Annotated in this window: 16 protein-coding genes and 1 riboswitch; of the genes, 2 read left to right on the forward strand and 14 right to left on the reverse strand. The window is 63.6% G+C overall.

Annotated features, from left to right (window positions below):
- Window positions 1–92 precede the first annotated feature (92 nt).
- The 6 genes from ASD44_RS15175 to ASD44_RS15200 form a co-directional block, all read right to left on the reverse strand.
- Window positions 93–1,193, reverse strand: a complete 1,101-nt coding sequence (locus ASD44_RS15175; protein WP_056113702.1) for a helix-turn-helix transcriptional regulator — start codon at window positions 1,191–1,193, stop codon at window positions 93–95.
- Window positions 1,194–1,197: 4 nt separating this feature from the next.
- Entirely contained in the window at window positions 1,198–2,280 is a 1,083-nt protein-coding gene (locus tag ASD44_RS15180; RefSeq protein ID WP_056113704.1) for a helix-turn-helix transcriptional regulator, read from the reverse strand.
- A gap of 9 nt (window positions 2,281–2,289) precedes the next feature.
- Window positions 2,290–3,387, reverse strand: coding sequence for a helix-turn-helix transcriptional regulator (locus tag ASD44_RS15185; RefSeq protein WP_056113707.1), 1,098 nt, complete (start codon window positions 3,385–3,387; stop codon window positions 2,290–2,292).
- Between the two features lie 274 nt (window positions 3,388–3,661).
- Window positions 3,662–3,970 carry a hypothetical protein gene (locus ASD44_RS15190; protein WP_056113710.1) on the reverse strand — a complete coding sequence of 103 codons (309 nt, stop codon included), beginning with the start codon at window positions 3,968–3,970 and terminating at the stop codon, window positions 3,662–3,664.
- A 39-nt stretch (window positions 3,971–4,009) separates the two neighbouring features.
- The gene (locus ASD44_RS15195; protein ID WP_244478780.1) at window positions 4,010–4,648 is read right to left on the reverse strand and encodes a Crp/Fnr family transcriptional regulator; all 639 of its coding nucleotides are present in this window, start codon (window positions 4,646–4,648) and stop codon (window positions 4,010–4,012) included.
- Between the two features lie 203 nt (window positions 4,649–4,851).
- On the reverse strand, window positions 4,852–5,745 hold the full coding sequence (locus ASD44_RS15200) for a LysR substrate-binding domain-containing protein (RefSeq protein ID WP_244478781.1): 894 nt from the start codon (window positions 5,743–5,745) through the stop codon (window positions 4,852–4,854).
- Window positions 5,746–5,880: 135 nt separating this feature from the next.
- Here ASD44_RS15200 and betC point away from each other — a divergent pair, with 135 nt between their 5' ends.
- Entirely contained in the window at window positions 5,881–7,395 is a 1,515-nt protein-coding gene (gene betC, locus ASD44_RS15205) for a choline-sulfatase (RefSeq protein WP_056113717.1), read from the forward strand.
- A gap of 31 nt (window positions 7,396–7,426) precedes the next feature.
- Window positions 7,427–8,362 (forward strand): choline ABC transporter substrate-binding protein, encoded by a 936-nt coding sequence (gene choX, locus ASD44_RS15210; RefSeq protein WP_056113720.1) that lies wholly within the window; start codon window positions 7,427–7,429, stop codon window positions 8,360–8,362.
- Here choX and ASD44_RS15215 read toward each other — a convergent pair.
- The 8 genes from ASD44_RS15215 to ASD44_RS15250 form a co-directional block, all read right to left on the reverse strand.
- Window positions 8,359–9,147: a hydroxymethylpyrimidine/phosphomethylpyrimidine kinase gene (locus ASD44_RS15215; RefSeq protein WP_244478782.1), complete on the reverse strand. Its 789-nt coding sequence runs from the start codon at window positions 9,145–9,147 to the stop codon at window positions 8,359–8,361. The genes choX and ASD44_RS15215 overlap by 4 nt on opposite strands.
- A complete protein-coding gene (locus tag ASD44_RS15220; protein WP_056113723.1) occupies window positions 9,117–9,722 on the reverse strand; it encodes a thiamine phosphate synthase in 606 nt (201 codons plus the stop codon). Before ASD44_RS15220 ends, ASD44_RS15215 begins: the two co-directional genes overlap by 31 nt.
- Complete coding sequence (locus tag ASD44_RS15225; protein ID WP_056113726.1) at window positions 9,719–10,492, reverse strand: thiazole synthase; 774 nt, start codon at window positions 10,490–10,492, stop codon at window positions 9,719–9,721. Before ASD44_RS15225 ends, ASD44_RS15220 begins: the two co-directional genes overlap by 4 nt.
- 3 nt (window positions 10,493–10,495) lie before the next feature.
- Window positions 10,496–10,693: a sulfur carrier protein ThiS gene (thiS, locus tag ASD44_RS15230; RefSeq protein WP_056113729.1), complete on the reverse strand. Its 198-nt coding sequence runs from the start codon at window positions 10,691–10,693 to the stop codon at window positions 10,496–10,498.
- Window positions 10,690–11,673 (reverse strand): glycine oxidase ThiO, encoded by a 984-nt coding sequence (gene thiO / locus ASD44_RS15235; RefSeq protein WP_056113732.1) that lies wholly within the window; start codon window positions 11,671–11,673, stop codon window positions 10,690–10,692. Before thiO ends, thiS begins: the two co-directional genes overlap by 4 nt.
- Complete coding sequence (thiC, locus tag ASD44_RS15240; RefSeq protein ID WP_056113734.1) at window positions 11,670–13,484, reverse strand: phosphomethylpyrimidine synthase ThiC; 1,815 nt, start codon at window positions 13,482–13,484, stop codon at window positions 11,670–11,672. The genes thiO and thiC overlap by 4 nt, the downstream gene beginning before the upstream one ends.
- Window positions 13,485–13,597: 113 nt before the next feature.
- Window positions 13,598–13,721, reverse strand: a riboswitch (TPP riboswitch).
- 48 nt (window positions 13,722–13,769) lie between these two features.
- Window positions 13,770–15,905 carry a methylmalonyl-CoA mutase gene (scpA, locus tag ASD44_RS15245; protein ID WP_056113737.1) on the reverse strand — a complete coding sequence of 712 codons (2,136 nt, stop codon included), beginning with the start codon at window positions 15,903–15,905 and terminating at the stop codon, window positions 13,770–13,772.
- A gap of 8 nt (window positions 15,906–15,913) precedes the next feature.
- Complete coding sequence (locus tag ASD44_RS15250; protein ID WP_056113741.1) at window positions 15,914–17,917, reverse strand: acetyl/propionyl/methylcrotonyl-CoA carboxylase subunit alpha; 2,004 nt, start codon at window positions 17,915–17,917, stop codon at window positions 15,914–15,916.

The following is a 17,917-nucleotide window of genomic DNA, read 5'->3' on the forward strand; positions in this document are numbered from 1 at the left end:
GCGCCGCGTCGAACGGCAATCTGATCCGGAGAAATCGACCGGCCTAGTCGGCAAATGCCGACCGTCGCGGCTTTTTTCGCACTGGCCTTGATCTAGAAGCCGAGCGGTGAGGCTGTCTTCAGCAGCGCCACCAGGTCGCTCTGCCGGTGCGTGCCGGTTTTGGCGAAGAGCCGCTCCAGATACGTTCGCGCGGTCTTGACGGTGATGCCGTTCTGCACCGCCGCATCGTTGACCGACGCACCGGAGGCGAGCCCGATTGCCAGCTTCACCTCCGCTGGGGAGAAGTCGAAGAGCCCGGTCAGGATGGAAGCCTGCGGCACCTGGAGATGCGCGCCCACGGCGGTCGCGGCAATCAACATGTCGCCGCTCGAAAAAATATCATGGGCGGAACGGCACAGCGGCAGGATATGTACGACACAAGCCTGCGTGGTTTCGCTCGCTGCGACCGGGATGGATCGTACCACCGGCCGGTCGTGAGGGGCGGAAGCCTCCACCGCATTCCTGAAAAGCGTTTCAGCCGCTGCGTCGGCAAGAGCCACGCGCCCGAAAGCGCGAGGCAGGAACAGCGAGGCGGCTGCGTCGAACAGGATATTGGTCGCCAGAACCTTGCCGGATTTCTGCAGAACCGCCGCGGGCAGGCCGATCGCCTGCAAGGCCGAGACAGTTGCTTCCGCCCGTTCGAGCCGCAGTTTCGCTGCCATCAGCCCGGACCGCGCAAGATGCGGCCGTGTTTTGTCCAGCATGGCGAGCGCTTCGGCGGAATGGCGGCCCTCGCCTGCGCGGCGCTCGAATGTGAATGAGACGACCTCGCCGCTGAATAGCGGTATGACTGTGGTCGCCTGGGCTTCGAGCCCCAGTTCACGGAGGCTTCGCGCCACGGAATCGCCGGCCAGCTGCTCGGCTGACATGTGGTCGTTCAGATACTGGAAACTCGAAAAATCGCCCGTGATGATGTTCTTGAACAAAGCCTCCGCCCGGCGGCTCTCGCGCCATCGTTCGGTTGTCGTGAATTCGTGCAGCGATGCCCGGGTGTAATCCGTCGTTCTATAGAGTGGCGGCTGATCGATGCCGCTGAAGACCAGAACCGCCCCCGAGACGGAGCCGGACATGGCCGCCATGTCATCCAGCACCGAAGGCCAGAATTCCGGCACGAAGGCCGCTTCATAGATGCGATCGATCAGCGGGACCGGCATGGGCTCACGACAGGGGTGCGGTTGATTTCAGCAGAGCGACGAGCTCGCTCTGCCGGTGCGTGCCGGTTTTGGCGAAGATGCGTTCGAGATAGGTGCGTGCGGTCTTGAGTTTTATGGAAGCGGACATCGCGGCATCGTTTAACGATGTACCGGCGGCAAGAGCAGTCGCCAACTTCGCTTCCGCGGGTGACAGGTCGAAGAGGCCGGTCAGGATCGACGGCGAGGGAACGAGGTTGCTGGCCGAAACCATGGTGGCGGCGATGATGACATCGCTTCCCGAAAAAACGTCGTAGGCGCTTCGCCGGATTGGCAGGACATGGATGACAAGCGGCTGCCTTTCGACGGTTGCCGCCAGAGGAATAGAGCGAATTGCCGTAAAGTGCCCGTCGGACAAGGATTGGATGGCATCGCGGACCATGTCGTCCGCCCGCTTCACGGCCACCGATATTTGGTCGAACGCACGCGGCAGGAAAACCTCCGGCAGCGCTTCGAAAAGCGAATTCGTCGCCCGCACCTTGCCGGATGCGCTCATCACCGCCGCCGGCAGGCCGAGCGCCTCGAGTGCCGAAACCGTTTCGCGCGCCCGTTCCAGTTGAAGCCTAGCGGCGATCAGCCCGCCGCGAGCCAGATGCGGCCGCAACTCGTCAAGCCGGTCGATCTCGTCCTGTCCCGGCTTGCCTTGCGCGACCCATCGTTCAAACGTCACACCGACCACTTCGCCCGTCGGCATGGGAATGAGCGTGCCGAGCTGCCAACCGAGGCCGATCCTGCCCATGACCTCATAGGCAGGATCTGCGGCGAGCTGGCCGGCATCCATGTAGTCGTGGTCGCACAGGAAACCGGCATGGTTCAGTTCCAGGAGGACCTGAGGCCGCATACATCGCCGCCACATGCCGCTCGCCATGAAGTCGTCCATGACCGGACGGGTCACGTCGGTGGCTTGCCAGCGTGGCGTGGCGCTATCGGTGATGAGCTGGAACTCGCCGCTGACCGAACCGGTCCGGAGCGCGATTTCCTGCAGCGTTTCAGGCCAAAGCTCGGGAACGAAAGCGGCTTCGTAGATGCGGTCGATAACCGGAGCCCACATTCCACCACCTCAGGAAAAAGGAGATATATTCTTCAACAGGCTGATGAGCTCGCTCTGCCGGTGTGTGCCGGTCTTTGCGAATATCCGTTCAAGATACGTTCTTGCCGTCTTGGCCGTGACTTTGCTCACGGTCGCAGCGGCCTGCAGCGATGCGCCCGTGGCAAGCGAGGTCGCCAGCCTTGCTTCGGCGGGCGACAGATCGAAAAGCGTTGCCAGGATGCCGGTCGACGGCGGCGAGCCGCCGGCATCGACCATGGTGAGCGCGACAATGACGTCGGCGCTTCCAAAAATATCCCGCGCGAAGCGGTAGAGCGGCAGAACATGGAGAACGCAAGCGGGCCGGCCTTCATCAGCCGGTATGGCAATGGACCTGACGGGGGGGCCGTTGGGACCGCTGCGCACCGCGGCCTGGAACAGCGCATTGGCGTTCTTGTCGGCGATCGCCATGCCCTCGAAAGCAGTTGGAGAAAAGATCGCGGTCTGCATCTCCAGCAATTCATTCGAGACGAGCACGCGGCCGTTCGATGTGAGAACTGCCGCCGGCAGGCCGAGCAGTTGAAGCGTCGAGACGGCAGTCTGCATCCGTTGCAGCCGCAGGCGCGCGGCAATCAAGCCGGCGCGGGCCAGATGCGGCCGCATGCGGTTCAGTTGCAGGAGCTCGTGCTCGGATGGCCTGTCGGTAGCCTGCCAGCGATCCATCGAGAACAGCACGATTTCCCCCGTCGGCATTGCGATGAAGGAACCGACCTGGCCGCCTATGCCAAGCGGTTCGGTGAGGTCGAGCCGGGCACGGTTGCCCTCGATCGCTTCCGACGGAAAGTAGTCCCGGTCATAGATGAACGCGGCCGGCGGCATCATCGAAAACAGCAACTTCACCTCGGAGCTGTTCTGCCAGCCATCGTTGGCGTCGAATGTTTCCAGCACCGGCCGGATTCTATCGGTGGCGACGAATTTCGGCGAGGTGCGATCCTCGAAGACGATGAACGAACCGGAGGCGGAATTCGAAAGGTCGCACAGCGACTCCAGTACGTCGGGCCACAGCTCAGGCACAAAGGCCGCTTCGTAAATGCGGTCGGAGAGACCGCTTTCAGGTTCAGCAAGGTTCATGTCGTCCAAACCTGAAGCCGTTGTCCAATGGAAGCGGTTGCTGACATTGCACGCATCGCCGGCTGGCTCGCCCACGATAGCGGACTGAAGTCCGTCATACGGCACAAGGCGCGCCGGTTACGTCGCGGAAGGAAGCTATCGCGGTTTCGTTGAGATGCAAGGTTCTTTTTGCAGTGCGAAAAGACAATGGGACTTGAACGGACCTGCGGTGGCGAATCCAGCCGGTCCGCCTACGCACGGTCCGGATGCTGGAGACCTGCCTGTTGCAATCCCTTCAGCGCTGGTCGTTGTAGGCCTGCTTCGTTTCGCCCACGGCTCGTGTCAATTCCGAGAACGACATGACGCCGACCTCTCCCTGAGACGTGTTGGCAAGGCGCAGGAGGCGAACGGGAAAACAGACGGCGTCCCGATTGGCCGGCGACATATCCTCGCAAAAGCGCTCGTCGCCGGTCAGCGACGATTCGGTTCTGGCAAGCGCCAGCTCGATTTCATCGATGGTGAGAAGCCCTTTGTGAACCAGGGCATTGTTGATGGCCGCCATCGCCATCAAAAGCCCCTCGATCTGCAGGTTTGCAACGTTCATCGCGTTTACTCCCTATGGCTATCGACCAGGTCCGACTGACTACCGCGGCTCATTCCTGAGGCTGAGATAGGTCGGATCGAACTCAGCCAGCGACGCAAGGCGATCGAAATCAGGAAGGCGCACAGTCGGGTTCTTCCACTCGACCAGTCCCGTGTTCTTGAGCTGCTGCAGCTTCTTGTTCACATGCACGATCGAAAGTCCGAGCACATCCGCCAACTGCGCCTGTGTCAACGGCAATTCGAACCGGAAGTCCGTCGCTGCCCCCGCGGCTTCGAACCTTCGATAGAGTTCGCAGAACAGATGGGCGATCTGCTGTTCGACCGACCGCCGGCCCAGGCAAGTGATCCAGGTGCGTTGGATGGCGCCGTCGATCACCGTCGACAGCCAGAAGAGCCGACCGAGATGATGGCTTTGCTCCGTCACCGATCGGATCGCCGTATGAGGTACGAAGGAAACTTCGCAGGGGCCCATCGCGACCACGCTGTGGTCCATGGTCTTGAGAAGATAGGCGTGAAGATCGACGAAATCGCCGGAGATATGGAGAGCGGTGATCTGGCGTCCGCCACCGCTGACAGACTGGCTGCGCGCCGCCAGCCCATGCAGCATCAGGCAGCTTTCCTGCGGGCGCGAACCCTCCGCGACAATATCCTCATCGGACCTGAATCGCACCTTTCGCATCGGCAGCCTCTCGATGAGGGCGATGTCTTCCTTCGATAAGTTATCCCGGCGTTGCAACATGCGGATGAAAGAGGAGATGTCGCTCGTGCCTGTCGTTCGATTGGCTGAATCGCTCATAGTTGAAGAACGCTTCTGTCTTTCACGGGTTCCTGGTCATCATAAGCACGAGAAGAGGGGGCCGAAAGCCGGCAGATGATGGTTGTTCATTTGCCGGCTTCGCTCTGCAGCCAGGAAACGAGACGTTCGCTTTGCTTGTCGGGCGAACGCGGCGGCACCAGCCAGTAGCCGCGGTGCGGCGCCTGCAATGCCGGCCCGGCTTTCACCAGCACACGCGACCGCAGCAGCCCGTCGATCAGGCCCATCCAGCCCAGCGCGACGCCCTGGTTTTCGCTCGCTGCCTGGGTGACCAGCGAATAGGTGTTGAAGCTGATGTCCCCTTCATGACCCGCCGGCTCGCGCGCCAGCCCGAGCCCGTCGAAATAGCGGTTCCAGTCGAACCACGGCGCCGGCGCCAGCGCATCCAGATGGATGAGGCGCGCCCGCGCCAGCATCTTCGGATCGGCCAGGAGATCGTTCCGGTCGAGATAGTCCAGGGTGCAGACAGGCACGACCTCTTCCCGCAGAAGGATCGAGGCATTGGCGTCGAAACTGCCCTGTTCGCCGAACGGAATGGCGATGTCGCTCTCTCCCACATCTTCCTGCCTCAGCCTCTGCGTTGCGACGATCTGGATGTCGATTTCGGGATAGAGCAGGCGGAAAGCGTGCATTTTCGGGATCAGCCACAGCGAAGAGAAGGCGTAGTCCGTGTGCAGGCGCAGCGACGGCCGTTCCGCCATGGCTTCGTATTCACGCATCAGCGCATCGATATCGGTCACCGCGCGCTCGGCGATTTCGTAAAGCCGCCGCCCCTTCGCGGTGAGTTCAACGCCATGGCGGTGCCGGTTCAGCACGGCAAAGCCGGCCTGCTCTTCCAGCCGCTTGATCTGGTAACTGACCCCCGGCTGCGACAGCCCGAGGGCGCCGGCGGCCGACGAGAAGCTGCCGCGCCGCACCGTCTCGGCGAGAATACGCATCCATCCGGCGTCCAGTTTTCGCATGAATATAAAATTTCCTTATGGGAACCATTGGAAAATAACCCGTTTACAGCGCGATGGCCAGATTTCTTAATGACATCTCGCCAACGGAGCGTCCGGCTTCGCCCGGCGACGCATCCGCTGGCGAGTGAGTTTGGAATGGCGCAGCCGAACATCCTCATCCTGATGGTGGACCAGCTCAACGGAACGCTGTTTCCCGATGGGCCGGCCGATTTCCTTCACGCGCCCAATCTGAAGTCGCTTGCGGCACGTTCGGTACGCTTTGCCAACACCTATACGGCAAGCCCGCTCTGCGCCCCGGCGCGGGCATCGTTCATGTCCGGGCAATTGCCGCAGCGTACGCGCGTCTATGACAACGCCGCCGAGTTCGCCTCCGATATCCCGACCTATGCGCATCACCTGCGCGCTGCTGGCTACGCAACAACCCTTTGCGGAAAAATGCATTTCGTCGGGCCCGATCAGCTCCATGGTTTCGAGGAGCGGCTGACCACCGACATCTACCCCGCCGACTTCGGCTGGACGCCGGACTATGCCAAGCCCGGCGAGCGCATCGACTGGTGGTATCATAATCTAGGCTCGGTGACCGGGGCCGGCGTCGCCGAAATCACCAACCAGATGGAGTATGACGACGAGGTCGCCTATCACGCCACGCGCAAGCTCTACGATCTTGCCCGGGGCCATGACGAGCGCCCCTGGTGCCTGACTGTCAGCTTCACCCATCCGCACGATCCTTACGTCGCCCGCCGCAAATATTGGGATCTCTACCAGGATTGCCCGGCGCTGGATCCCGAGATTGGTCCTATTGCCTATGAAGATCACGATTTGCATTCGCAGCGCCTGCTCGACGCCTGCGACCACACCGCTTTCGCCATCACGCCGGACGATGTGCGCCGCGCCCGCCGCGGCTATTTCGCCAGCATCTCCTACATCGACGAGAAGATCGGCGAGATACTCGAGGTGCTGGAGCGCGGGCGCATGGCCGAGGACACAATCGTGCTGTTCGTCTCCGACCACGGCGACATGCTGGGTGAGCGCGGCCTCTGGTTCAAGATGAGCTTCTTCGAGAGTTCGGCGCGCGTGCCGCTGATGATCGCCGCGCCCGGCTGGTCGCCGAAGCGGCTCGACGCACCCGTCTCGACGCTCGACGTGCTGCCGACTCTGGCCGGCCTCGCCGGCCTCGACATCGGCGGTCTGGCGCCATGGATTGATGGCGAGGACCTCGCGCCGTTGGCGGCAGGAACCGGTCGGCGGGGCCCGGTGCCGATGGAATACGCGGCGGAAGGGTCGCAAGCGCCGCTGGTGTGCCTGCGCGAGGGCCGCCACAAGCTTGTGTTATGTGACCGGGACCCGCCGATGCTGTTCGATATCGAGGCCGATCCGCATGAGCTCGCCAACCTTGCCGCCAACCCCGCGCATCAGGGGGCATTGGCCACTCTGACAGCGAAAGCGCGCGCCCGCTGGGATCTCGCAAGCTATGACGCCGCCGTGCGCGAAAGCCAGGCCCGCCGCCGCGTCGTCTATGAAGCGTTGCGCAACGGCGCCTACTACCCATGGGACTACCAGCCTTTGCAGAAGGCCTCGGAACGCTACATGCGCAACCACATGGATTTGAACGTGCTGGAGGAAAGCCAACGCTTTCCCCGCGGCGAATGAACGAACAACAACAGGGAACAGGAGCAGTCACATGAACAAGATGGGAATGCGTGCCGCAGGATTTGGATTGGTGATGGCGCTGGCGGCCGGCCAGGCGATGGCGGCGGATGCCGAAAGCTGCAAGAAGGTCAGGCTGTCGGACGTCGGCTGGACCGACATCCAGGTGACGACCGCCACCACGGCAGCCGTTCTGGAAGCGCTCGGTTACGAGCCGGAAATCACCCAGCTGACCGTACCGGTGACCTTCGCCGCGCTGAAGGACAAGGATATGGACGTCTTCCTCGGCAACTGGATGCCCTCGCAGACCGAGGCGATCAAGCCCTATGCGGACGAGGGCGCATTCGACGTGGTCGGCCAGAATTTGGAAGGCGCGGGCTTCGGCCTCGTGGTTCCCGACTATGTTCAGGCTGAAGGCGTCAAGGACATTAAAGATCTTGGCAAGTTCAAGGACAAGTTCAACGCCAAGATTTACGGCATCGAGGCGGGCGCGGCCGGCAACAAGAACATCCAGAATCTGATCGACGATCCGAAGAATGGGCTCGAGGGCTTCGAGCTCGTGGAATCCTCCGAAGCCGGAATGCTGACGGAGGCCGAGCAGACCATGAAGGCCAAGGACTGGGTCGTGTTCCTCGGCTGGACGCCGCACCCGGTTATGGGCGGAATGAAGATCAAATATCTCGGCGGCATGGAGGCTTCAGGCTTCGGCGAAGCCAAGGTGTTCACCAACACCCGCAAGGGCTATGCGGCCGAATGCCCGAATGTCGGCGCCTTCATCAAGAACGTCAAGTTCACCCTGCCGATGGAGAACGTGATGATGGATGCAGTCATCAAGGGCGGCAACCCTGGCGACGTGGCGAAGGATTGGCTCAAGGCCAACCCGGATGCGGTCACGCCGTGGCTCGCCGGCGTCACCACTTTCGACGGCGGCGATGCGGTGGCGGCGGTCAAGGCCGCGCTCGCCAACTAGGCGGTCTGCCGGGCGGATATTTGCTCTGTGAGCCGGTCGAGGACATAGGCCTTCGACCGGCTTACGCTTTCCTCCAGCGATCTCCCCAGCGCTATGTTCGCGGCAATCGCGCTGGCGAGCATGCAGCCGGTGCCGCGCATTTCGGCGTCGATCCTGGGTGCATCGAAGCTGACTGGCGAAATGCCTCGCTCCACCAAAATATCGGTCGACGTGTCACCCGTTCCATGCCCGCCCTTGACCAACACCGCGCGAGCGCCTTGATCGACCAGCAGGCCAGCCTGATGGATAGTCTCGGCCTCGTTCCCTGCCGGCTCGCTTTGCGTCAGAAGGGCAAGCTCTGGCAGGTTCGGCGTCACCAGCCGGCAAAGCGGCAGAAGTTGGCCTTTTAGCGCCGTGCGTCCTGTCGCGTCGAGCAGAAGTCTGCCCGAAGTAGTCGCCAGAACCGGGTCCAGCACCACTGCAAGCGTCGGGTGATCGTCCAGAACCGCCGTGACCGCATCGATGATTGCCGCGGTGCCGAGCATGCCGAGCTTGATCGCGGCCACTTCATTGGCCTCGAGCGCCGCGCGCATCTGCGCGGCGACGAGATCGGGCTGCACAAGTTCGACTGCGCCGACTTCCCGATGCGTCTGCACCGTGATCGCCGTGACGGCGAGGCAGGCGCGCAATCCGAAAGCCGAAACGGTCTCGATATCGCGCGCAATGCCCGCACCGCCGCTGGCGTCCGAACCGGCGACGATCAGCACATGCTTCGTCATCGCCATGGCGCCGTCGCCGCGATCCATTCGCGCGTGCGGCCCTCGGGATCGGCTTTGCGGGTGATGTCGGTCACCACCGCCGCGCTGTCCGCGCCTTGCGCGAAAACACCGGGCAGCCTCTCGGGGTTCAGCCCGCCAATGGCGACCAGCGGCGTCGTACCGACAAGCTTCTTCCATCTGCCGATGCGCTCCAGGCCCTGCGGTTCCCACTTCATCTTTTTCAGGATGGTGGGGTAGACCGGCCCCAGCGCGACATAGTCCGGCTTACAGGCAAGGGCGGTTTCCAGCTCGGCATGGTCATGTGTGCTCAGCCCCAGCCTCATGCCGGCAGCGCGGATGGCGTCGAGGTCGGCGGCGGCGAGATCCTCCTGGCCGAGATGGACGAAATCGCAGCCCTCCTCGATAGCCAACTGCCAGAAATCGTTGACGATCAGTTGGCAGTCATGGTGCGAACAGATCGTTTTGGCCGCGCGGATTTCCCGGCGCAGTCCCGCCTCGTCCATCTCCTTGATGCGCAGCTGCGCTAGCCTGACACCGAGCGGCGCCAGCCGCTCGATCCACGCCGCGCTGTCGACGATCAGGTAGAACGGGTCGAGTTTCACGTGAACACCGCCTGGCCGATCACCGGCGTCGAGGGCACGGCCATGTCGCGCGGTTCCAGCGGCCCGGCGAGGAAGGCGCGGTGGCCGGCTTCGATGGCTTGGGCAAAGGCCGCCGCCATCTGGACCGGGTCGCCGGCCTGGGCGACCGCCGTGTTCAGGAGCACCGCATCGTAGCCCAGCTCCATCACGCTTGCCGCGTGCGAGGGCCGGCCGATTCCGGCATCGACAATCAGCGGCGTGTCGGGAAAATGCGCGCGCAGACTGCGCAGCGCATCCAGGTGTTGCGGGCCGCGCGCGGAACCGATCGGCGCGCACCACGGCATCAGGACCTCGCAGCCGGCATCGAGCAGCCGCTCGGCGACCACCAGATCGTCGGTCGTGTAGGGGAAGACCTTGAAGCCTTCGCGGCTGAGGATGCCGGCGGCCTCCACCAGCCCGAACACGTCCGGCTGCAACGTATCGTGATTGCCGATCACTTCCAGCTTGATCCAGTCGGTGCCGAAGACCTCACGCGCCATGTGGGCGGTGGTCACCGCCTCCTTGGCGGAATGACAGCCGGCGGTGTTGGGCAGGACCTTGACGCCGAGCGAACGGATCAGCGACCAGAACTGCCCGCCGTCCTTGCCGCCCGCCGTCTCACGCCGCAGCGACACGGTGACGATTTCCGTGCCGGACGTCTCGATGGACTCCGCCATGATAGCCGGCGAGGGATATTGCGAGGTGCCGAGCAGCAGGCGCGAAGAAAGGTGTTGTCCGTAAAGTTCCAGCATGGATCAGCCTCCCTTCATCGGCGACAGGATTTCGACGCGGTCGCCTTCCGCGAGGGTACATCGGCCTCGGTCCCGCGCGGGCACAACCTCGCCGTTCACCGCCGTGGCGAGCCAGCTTCCCTGATAGTCCAGCGCCTGCATCAGCGCGGCCAGGGTCTCGGCGTCGACATCCAGGCTTTCACCGTTGACGATCAGCTTCATGCGCTGCGTCTCCTTTCCTTCTGACCTTCCAGCAGGTCGGCGGCTTTTTGGGCCATGGCCGGCGCCAGCAGGAAGCCGTGGCGATACAGCCCATTGATGCTGAGAACCCCGCCAGTCCATTCCACCCGCGGAAGATTGTCCGGGAAGGCGGGACGCAGGCCGACGCCCGTCTCGACGATCTCCGCCTCGCCGAAGGCTGGATGCAGCGCATAGGCGGCATTCAGCAGTTCCATCGTCGAGCGCGCGGTGATCGGCCCCGTGGCGCTGCTTTCGATCATCGTCGCGCCGACCATGAAGTGGTGATCTTCTCGCGGCACGATGTAGAGCGGGAAACGCGGATGCAGGAGCCGCACCGGCCGCGACAGCCGAAGCTCCGGCGTTCGCAGGATCAGCATTTCGCCGCGGACGCTGCGCAGTTCGGCATGGCCGCTTGCCGTGCCAGTGCAGTCGGCCTGCACGTCCGCTCCTGCCCCGGGCAGGAGGCCCGCGCGGGCATCGTCACCAAAGACAAATGGCACGCCGTCGCCCGCCAGTTTCGCCGCCAGCGCCAGCAGAGCGCGGCGCGGGTCGAGATGCGCTTCGCCGGCAAAGAAAAGGCCGCGCGGAAATCGGCCTGCCAGATCCGGCTCAAGCGTTTCGATCTCCGTGGCATCGACGGGGACATGGCCTGTTGTCCGCCCGGAAAAGCGCTCCAGTTCGGCCATGTCCCTCCTTTGCGTCACAACCAGTGTGCCGTTGCGCCTGACATGACCGGGCAGGGCGGCATCCCACCAGTCGGCGGCGGCTCGCCCGAGCTCGAGCACCGGCGGCTCGGCGCTGGCGCGTTCGCACCAGGGCGCCAGCATGCCGCCGGCCTGCCAGGACGCGTTGCCGGCAATGGTTTCACGCGTCTCGCGCACCGTTACCGACATTCCGCGCGAGACCAGTTCATGCGCCAGCGTCAGCCCCGCCACGCCGGCACCCTTGATCAGCACATTCACGGCAGCGCCGGCTCCACGTCTTCCACGGGCATGTAGAGATCGCCGCCTTGCCGGTACTTCTCCGCCATGGCCGTCATGCCCTCTTTCTGCGCCTCGGCGCGGATATCGTGCGAGATGCGCATGGAGCAGAATTTCGGCCCGCACATCGAGCAGAAATGCGCCACCTTGTGCGCTTCCTTGGGCAGCGTCTCGTCATGCAGGGCGCGCGCCGTTTCCGGGTCGAGCGACAGGTTGAACTGGTCTTCCCAGCGGAACTCGAACCGCGCGCGGGAAAGGGCGTCGTCCCTGAGCTTGGCGGCTGGATGACCCTTGGCCAGGTCCGCGGCGTGCGCCGCGATCTTGTAGGTGATGACGCCGGTCTTGACGTCGTCGCGGTTCGGCAGGCCGAGATGCTCCTTCGGCGTGACGTAGCAGAGCATCGCCGTGCCGAACCAGCCGATCATCGCCGCGCCGATCCCCGAGGTGATGTGATCGTAGCCCGGTGCGATGTCGGTCGTGAGCGGCCCGAGCGTATAGAACGGCGCCTCGCCGCAGACGGCCAGCTGCTTGTCCATGTTCACCTTGATCTTGTGCATCGGCACGTGGCCGGGGCCTTCGATCATCACCTGGCAGTCCTTCGCCCAGGCGATCTTGGTCAGTTCGCCCAACGTTTCGAGTTCGGCGAACTGCGCGGCGTCATTGGCGTCGGCGATCGAGCCGGGGCGCAGGCCATCGCCCAGCGAGAACGACACGTCATAGGCCCGGGCGATGTCGCAGATTTCATCGAAGTGTTCGTAGAGGAAGCTCTCCTTGTGGTGATGCAGGCACCACTTGGCCATGATCGAGCCGCCTCGGCTGACGATGCCGGTGACGCGGTTGACGGTGAGCGGAATGTAGGCGAGCCGGACGCCGGCATGGATGGTGAAATAATCGACGCCCTGCTCGGCCTGTTCGATCAGCGTATCGCGAAACACCTCCCAGTTCAGCGCTTCGGCGACACCGCCCACCTTTTCCAGTGCCTGGTAGATCGGCACCGTGCCGATCGGCACCGGCGCATTGCGGACGATCCAGTCGCGTATGTTGTGGATGTTGCGGCCGGTCGAAAGGTCCATCACCGTGTCGGCGCCCCAGCGGATCGCCCACACCATCTTCTCGACCTCCTCGGCCATAGAGGAGGTGACAGCGGAATTGCCGATATTGGCGTTGATCTTGACCAGGAAGTTGCGGCCGATGACCATCGGTTCGCATTCCGGATGATTGATGTTGGAAGGGATGATGGCGCGCCCGCGGGCGATCTCGTCGCGGACGAATTCCGGCGTGACGAAATCGGGGATTTCCGCGCCGAAATCCTCGCCGTCGCGCTCCAGCGCATTGCGCAGCTTCTCGCGGCCGATGTTTTCGCGAATGGCCACGAATTCCATCTCCGGCGTGACGATGCCGGCGCGCGCATAGGCCATCTGGGTGACGGCCTTGCCGCCCACGGCGCGGAAGGGCCGGTGCCGCACGGGGAATTCCGGCGTCAGCCGATCCGCCGCGACATTGCCGTTGTCCTCTGGCCGGACGGTGCGGCCTTCATAGCGCTCGACGTTGCCGCGCGCGGCAACCCAGGTTTCGCGCAGGCGCGGCAGGCCGCCGTCGATGTCGATTCTGACATTGGCGTCAGTGTACGGGCCCGAGGAGTCGTAAACCGTCACCGGCGGCTCGCCGGCCGTCGGATGCACCGCGATTTCGCGCATCGGCACCCGCACTTGCGGATGCAATACGCCGGGTTTGAATACCTTGCGCGATGCCGGCAGGGACCCGGTGGTAACGGTAAGGGTGGATGCGGTCATTGTGAGCCTCCTTGCTCGATGCAACGGAGACCCAGTTCGTGCCGAGAGGAGGAAGAGGCGCTTCGCCGAGGGAATTCGGCTGTTTGCCGAATGCCGAGCCATGATAAGCCGACCCGCGAAACCTCGCACCGTCCCTACGCCAGTGTGAACTGGATCAGGTTCAACGGGTCACTGCGCTGCCCAATATCTGGGCCAGCAGTATCTCAGCCCCTTGTCGGGACTCCCCTGGTGAGACCTGAGACTGGCCTACGGCTTCAGCCCTGTCAACCTTGGTTGGGCGTTGGGTCAGTCGTTGCGGCGCTTACCTTCCAGCAAATCGAGAACGGCGCGGGCCGCGTCGAGCACATTGGTGCCGGGACCGAAGACGGCGGCGACGCCGTGGTCGAACAGGTACTGGTAATCCTGGCGCGGCACGACGCCGCCGCAGACGACGATGATATGCCCGGCGTTCCGCGATTCCAGCGCCGTCACAAGTTGCGGCAGCAATGTCTTGTGACCCGCCGCAAGCGACGAAACACCGAGAACCCGCACCTCGGCCTCCACCGCCATGGCCGCCGCTTCTTCTGGCGTCTGGAACAGAGGTCCGGCCACGACCTCGAAGCCGAGGTCGCCGAAAGCCGAAGAGATGATCTTGGCACCGCGGTCATGACCGTCCTGGCCGAGCTTCGCCACCATGATCTTCGGCGTCTCGCCCAATGTGCGAGAGATCGCATCGATGCGTGCCGTCAGCGTCTCGTATTCGGGCTCGTTCGCGTAAGAGGCCCTATGAACATTCTTCACCACTTGCGGTATCGCGGCATGGTCGCCGAACGCGCGCCGCAGCGCCTCGGATATTTCGCCGACGGTGGCGCGCGCGCGCGCCGCCTCGACGGCCGACCCCAGAATATTGCCGGTCCCCTCGCGGGCAACCCTCTCCAGTTCGGCGAGTGTAGCCTCGACCTGTCCGGCATCGCGCCGGGCCTTTGTCTGCCGGATGCGGGCGACTTGCGCACTGCGCACCGCGCTGTTGTCGATCTCCAGTATGTCGATCGCGTCTTCCTGCTCGAGCCGGTATTTGTTGACGCCGACGATGATGTCCTCGCCTTTGTCAACCGCGGCCTGACGCCGGGTCGCCGCCTCTTCGATCAGCCGTTTCGGCAGCCCGCTCTCGACCGCCTTGGTCATGCCGCCCATGGCCTCGACCTCCTCGATGAGGGCCCAGGCTTTCGCGGCAAGCTCGGCGGTGAGCGACTCGACATAGTAGGAGCCGGCCAGCGGATCGACGACCCTGGTCACGCCTGTCTCATGCTGCAGGATGAGCTGCGTATTGCGCGCGATGCGGGCGGAGAATTCCGTCGGCAGCGCGATCGCCTCGTCAAAGGAATTGGTGTGCAGCGACTGCGTGCCGCCAAGTGCGGCGGCAAGCGCCTCATAGGCCGTGCGCACGATGTTGTTGTACGGGTCCTGCTCCTGCAGCGACACGCCGGATGTCTGGCAGTGTGTCCGCAGCATCAGCGAGGACGCCTTCTTCGGCTCAAACTCTTCCATGATGCGAGTCCACAGGAGCCTTGCCGCCCGCAGCTTCGCAGCTTCCATGAAGAAGTTCATGCCGACGGCGAAGAAGAAGGAAAGCCGCCCGGCGAAGGCATCGACATTGAGCCCCTTTTTCAGCGCCGCGCGCACATATTCGCGTCCGTCGGCAAGCGTGAAGGCAAGCTCCTGAACCAGCGTCGCTCCGGCCTCCTGCATGTGATAGCCGGAGATCGAGATGGAGTTGAACTTTGGCATCTCCGTCGCCGTGTATTCGATGATGTCGGCGACGATCCGCATCGAGGGTTCGGGCGGATAGATATAGGTGTTGCGCACCATGAACTCTTTGAGGATGTCGTTCTGGATCGTGCCCGAGAGCTTGGCGCGCGGCACGCCCTGTTCCTCGCCAGCGACAATGAAGCTGGCCAGGATCGGAATCACGGCGCCGTTCATGGTCATGGAAACCGACATCTCGTCCAGCGGAATGCCGTCGAACAGGATCTTCATGTCCTCGACGGAATCGATGGCGACGCCGGCCTTGCCGACATCGCCCTCGACGCGAGGATGGTCGCTGTCATAACCGCGATGGGTGGCGAGATCGAAGGCCACCGACAGGCCCTTCTGGCCCGCCGCCAGCGCCTTGCGATAGAAGGCGTTGGATTTTTCTGCCGTCGAAAAGCCGGCATATTGGCGGATCGTCCATGGCCGCCCGGCATACATGGTGGCGCGCGGCCCGCGGACAAAGGGCGCGAATCCCGGCAAAGAGCCAAGATGATCGACACCGGCAACGTCTTCACCCGTATAGAGCGGCTTGACGTCGATGCCTTCCGGCGTCTGCCAAACCAGCGTTTCAGGGTCGGCCTGCAATTCCTTGTTTGCTGAGGAGCGCCAGGCATCGAGCGGTTCGGTCATGACGACACCTATGCGAATTCCAGGATCAACTCGTCGACGGCCAAGCTGGCGCCGGCCTCGACCGCGATCTTGCCGATCGTTCCCCTGCGCTCTGCGCGCAGCACGTTTTCCATCTTCATCGCTTCGACGGTGGCCAGCGCCTGTCCCGGTTCGACCGCATCGCCTTCGCCGACCATGATGGCGGTAACGATGCCGGGCATTGGGCAAAGAAGCAGCCTCGATGTGTCGGGCGGCGCTTTCACCGGCATCAGCCCGGCAAGTTCGGCGACCCGCGGTGCCCGAACGATGGCGGTGGTATCGATGCCGCGCCACCGCAGCCTGATGCCGGAGCCGGCGCTCTCCGTTTTCACACTTATCTGTTCGCCGCCGACATCGAAAATCGCGTGAGAGGTCCCCGGCTGCCAAGTGCTGTGCACGGCAAGCATCGTACCATCGTCGAAGGTCAGATCGGCCTGCTGATCGCTCCCATTTGTCCGCAGCGCAAATGTGTAGCCGGCTACCGCCGCCACCCAATCAGTGCCGAGCGTGCGGGGATGGTTGGCCAGCGCGCCGGAAATGAGTGCGCTGCGCTTCTGCAGGCGCAGATGAATGAAGGCCGCGACCGCCGCCAGCATCCGCGCCTGATCTTCATTGGCTGCCACGCCTGAGAATCCGTCCGGGAATTCCTCGGCGATGAAGGCCGTCGTCAGCCGGCCTTCCTGAAACCGGGGATTGCCCATGACCGCAGAGAGGAAGGGCAAATTGTGGCCGACGCCCTCGACCTCGAAATCGTCCAGCGCCCGCGCCATCGCGGCAACCGCGCCGGCGCGGTCCGGCGCCCAGCTGCACAGCTTGGCGATCATCGGATCGTAGTACATCGAGATTTCGCCGCCTTCGAAAACGCCGGTGTCGTTGCGGATCACCGTGCCGTCCTCGCGTCGGCCTTCGACCGGCGGCCGGTAGCGCCTGAGCCGCCCGATGGATGGCAGGAAGTTGCGGTAGGGGTCCTCGGCATAAAGACGGCTCTCCAGCGCCCAGCCGGAGAGTTTCATGTCGTCCTGGCCGAAGCGTAGGGGCTCTCCCGCCGCCACGCGGATCATCTCCTCGACGAGGTCGATGCCCGTGATCAGCTCGGTCACCGGGTGCTCGACCTGCAGGCGGGTGTTCATTTCGAGGAAGTAGAAATTGCGATCGCCATCGACGATGAACTCGACCGTGCCGGCGGAGAAATAGCCGACCGCCTTGGCAAGCGCCACCGCCTGCTCGCCCATCGCCTTGCGGGTTGCCGCATCGAGGAATGGCGAGGGGGCTTCCTCGATCACCTTCTGGTTGCGGCGCTGGATCGAGCATTCGCGCTCGCCGAGATAGACGAGATTGCCGTGCTGGTCGCCAAGCACCTGGATCTCGATATGGCGCGGCTGCGTCACGAACTTTTCGATGAAGATGCGCTCGTCACCGAAGGAGGAGCGCGCCTCGTTGCGGGACGACTGGAACCCTTCGCGGGCTTCCTGGTCGTTCCAGGCGATGCGCATGCCCTTGCCGCCGCCGCCGGCTGATGCCTTGATCATCACCGGGTAGCCGATCGAGCCCGAAATACGAACCGCCTCGTTGGCGTCCTCGATCAGACCCATATGGCCGGGAACGGTCGAGACCCCGGCCGCCGCCGCGATCTTCTTCGAGGTGATCTTGTCGCCCATCGCTTCGATGGCCACAGGCGGGGGACCGATGAAGGCGACGTTGGCCGCCTTGAGCGCCTCGGCGAAATTGGCGTTCTCGGACAGGAAGCCATAGCCCGGATGCACCGCGTCGGCGCCCGTCGCCTCGATGGCGTCGAGAATCTTGCCGATGACAATGTAGGACTGGCTGGAGGGCGCGGGGCCGATATGCACCGCCTCGTCGGCCAGCCGCACATGCAGGGCGTCGCGGTCGGCATCGGAATAGACGGCGGCGGTGGCAATGCCGAGCCTGCGCGCCGTCTTGATGACGCGGCAGGCGATCTCGCCGCGATTGGCGATAAGGATTTTCTTGAACAT

The sequence above is a fragment of the Mesorhizobium sp. Root554 genome (assembly GCF_001427025.1).
Taxonomy (GTDB): domain Bacteria; phylum Pseudomonadota; class Alphaproteobacteria; order Rhizobiales; family Rhizobiaceae; genus Mesorhizobium.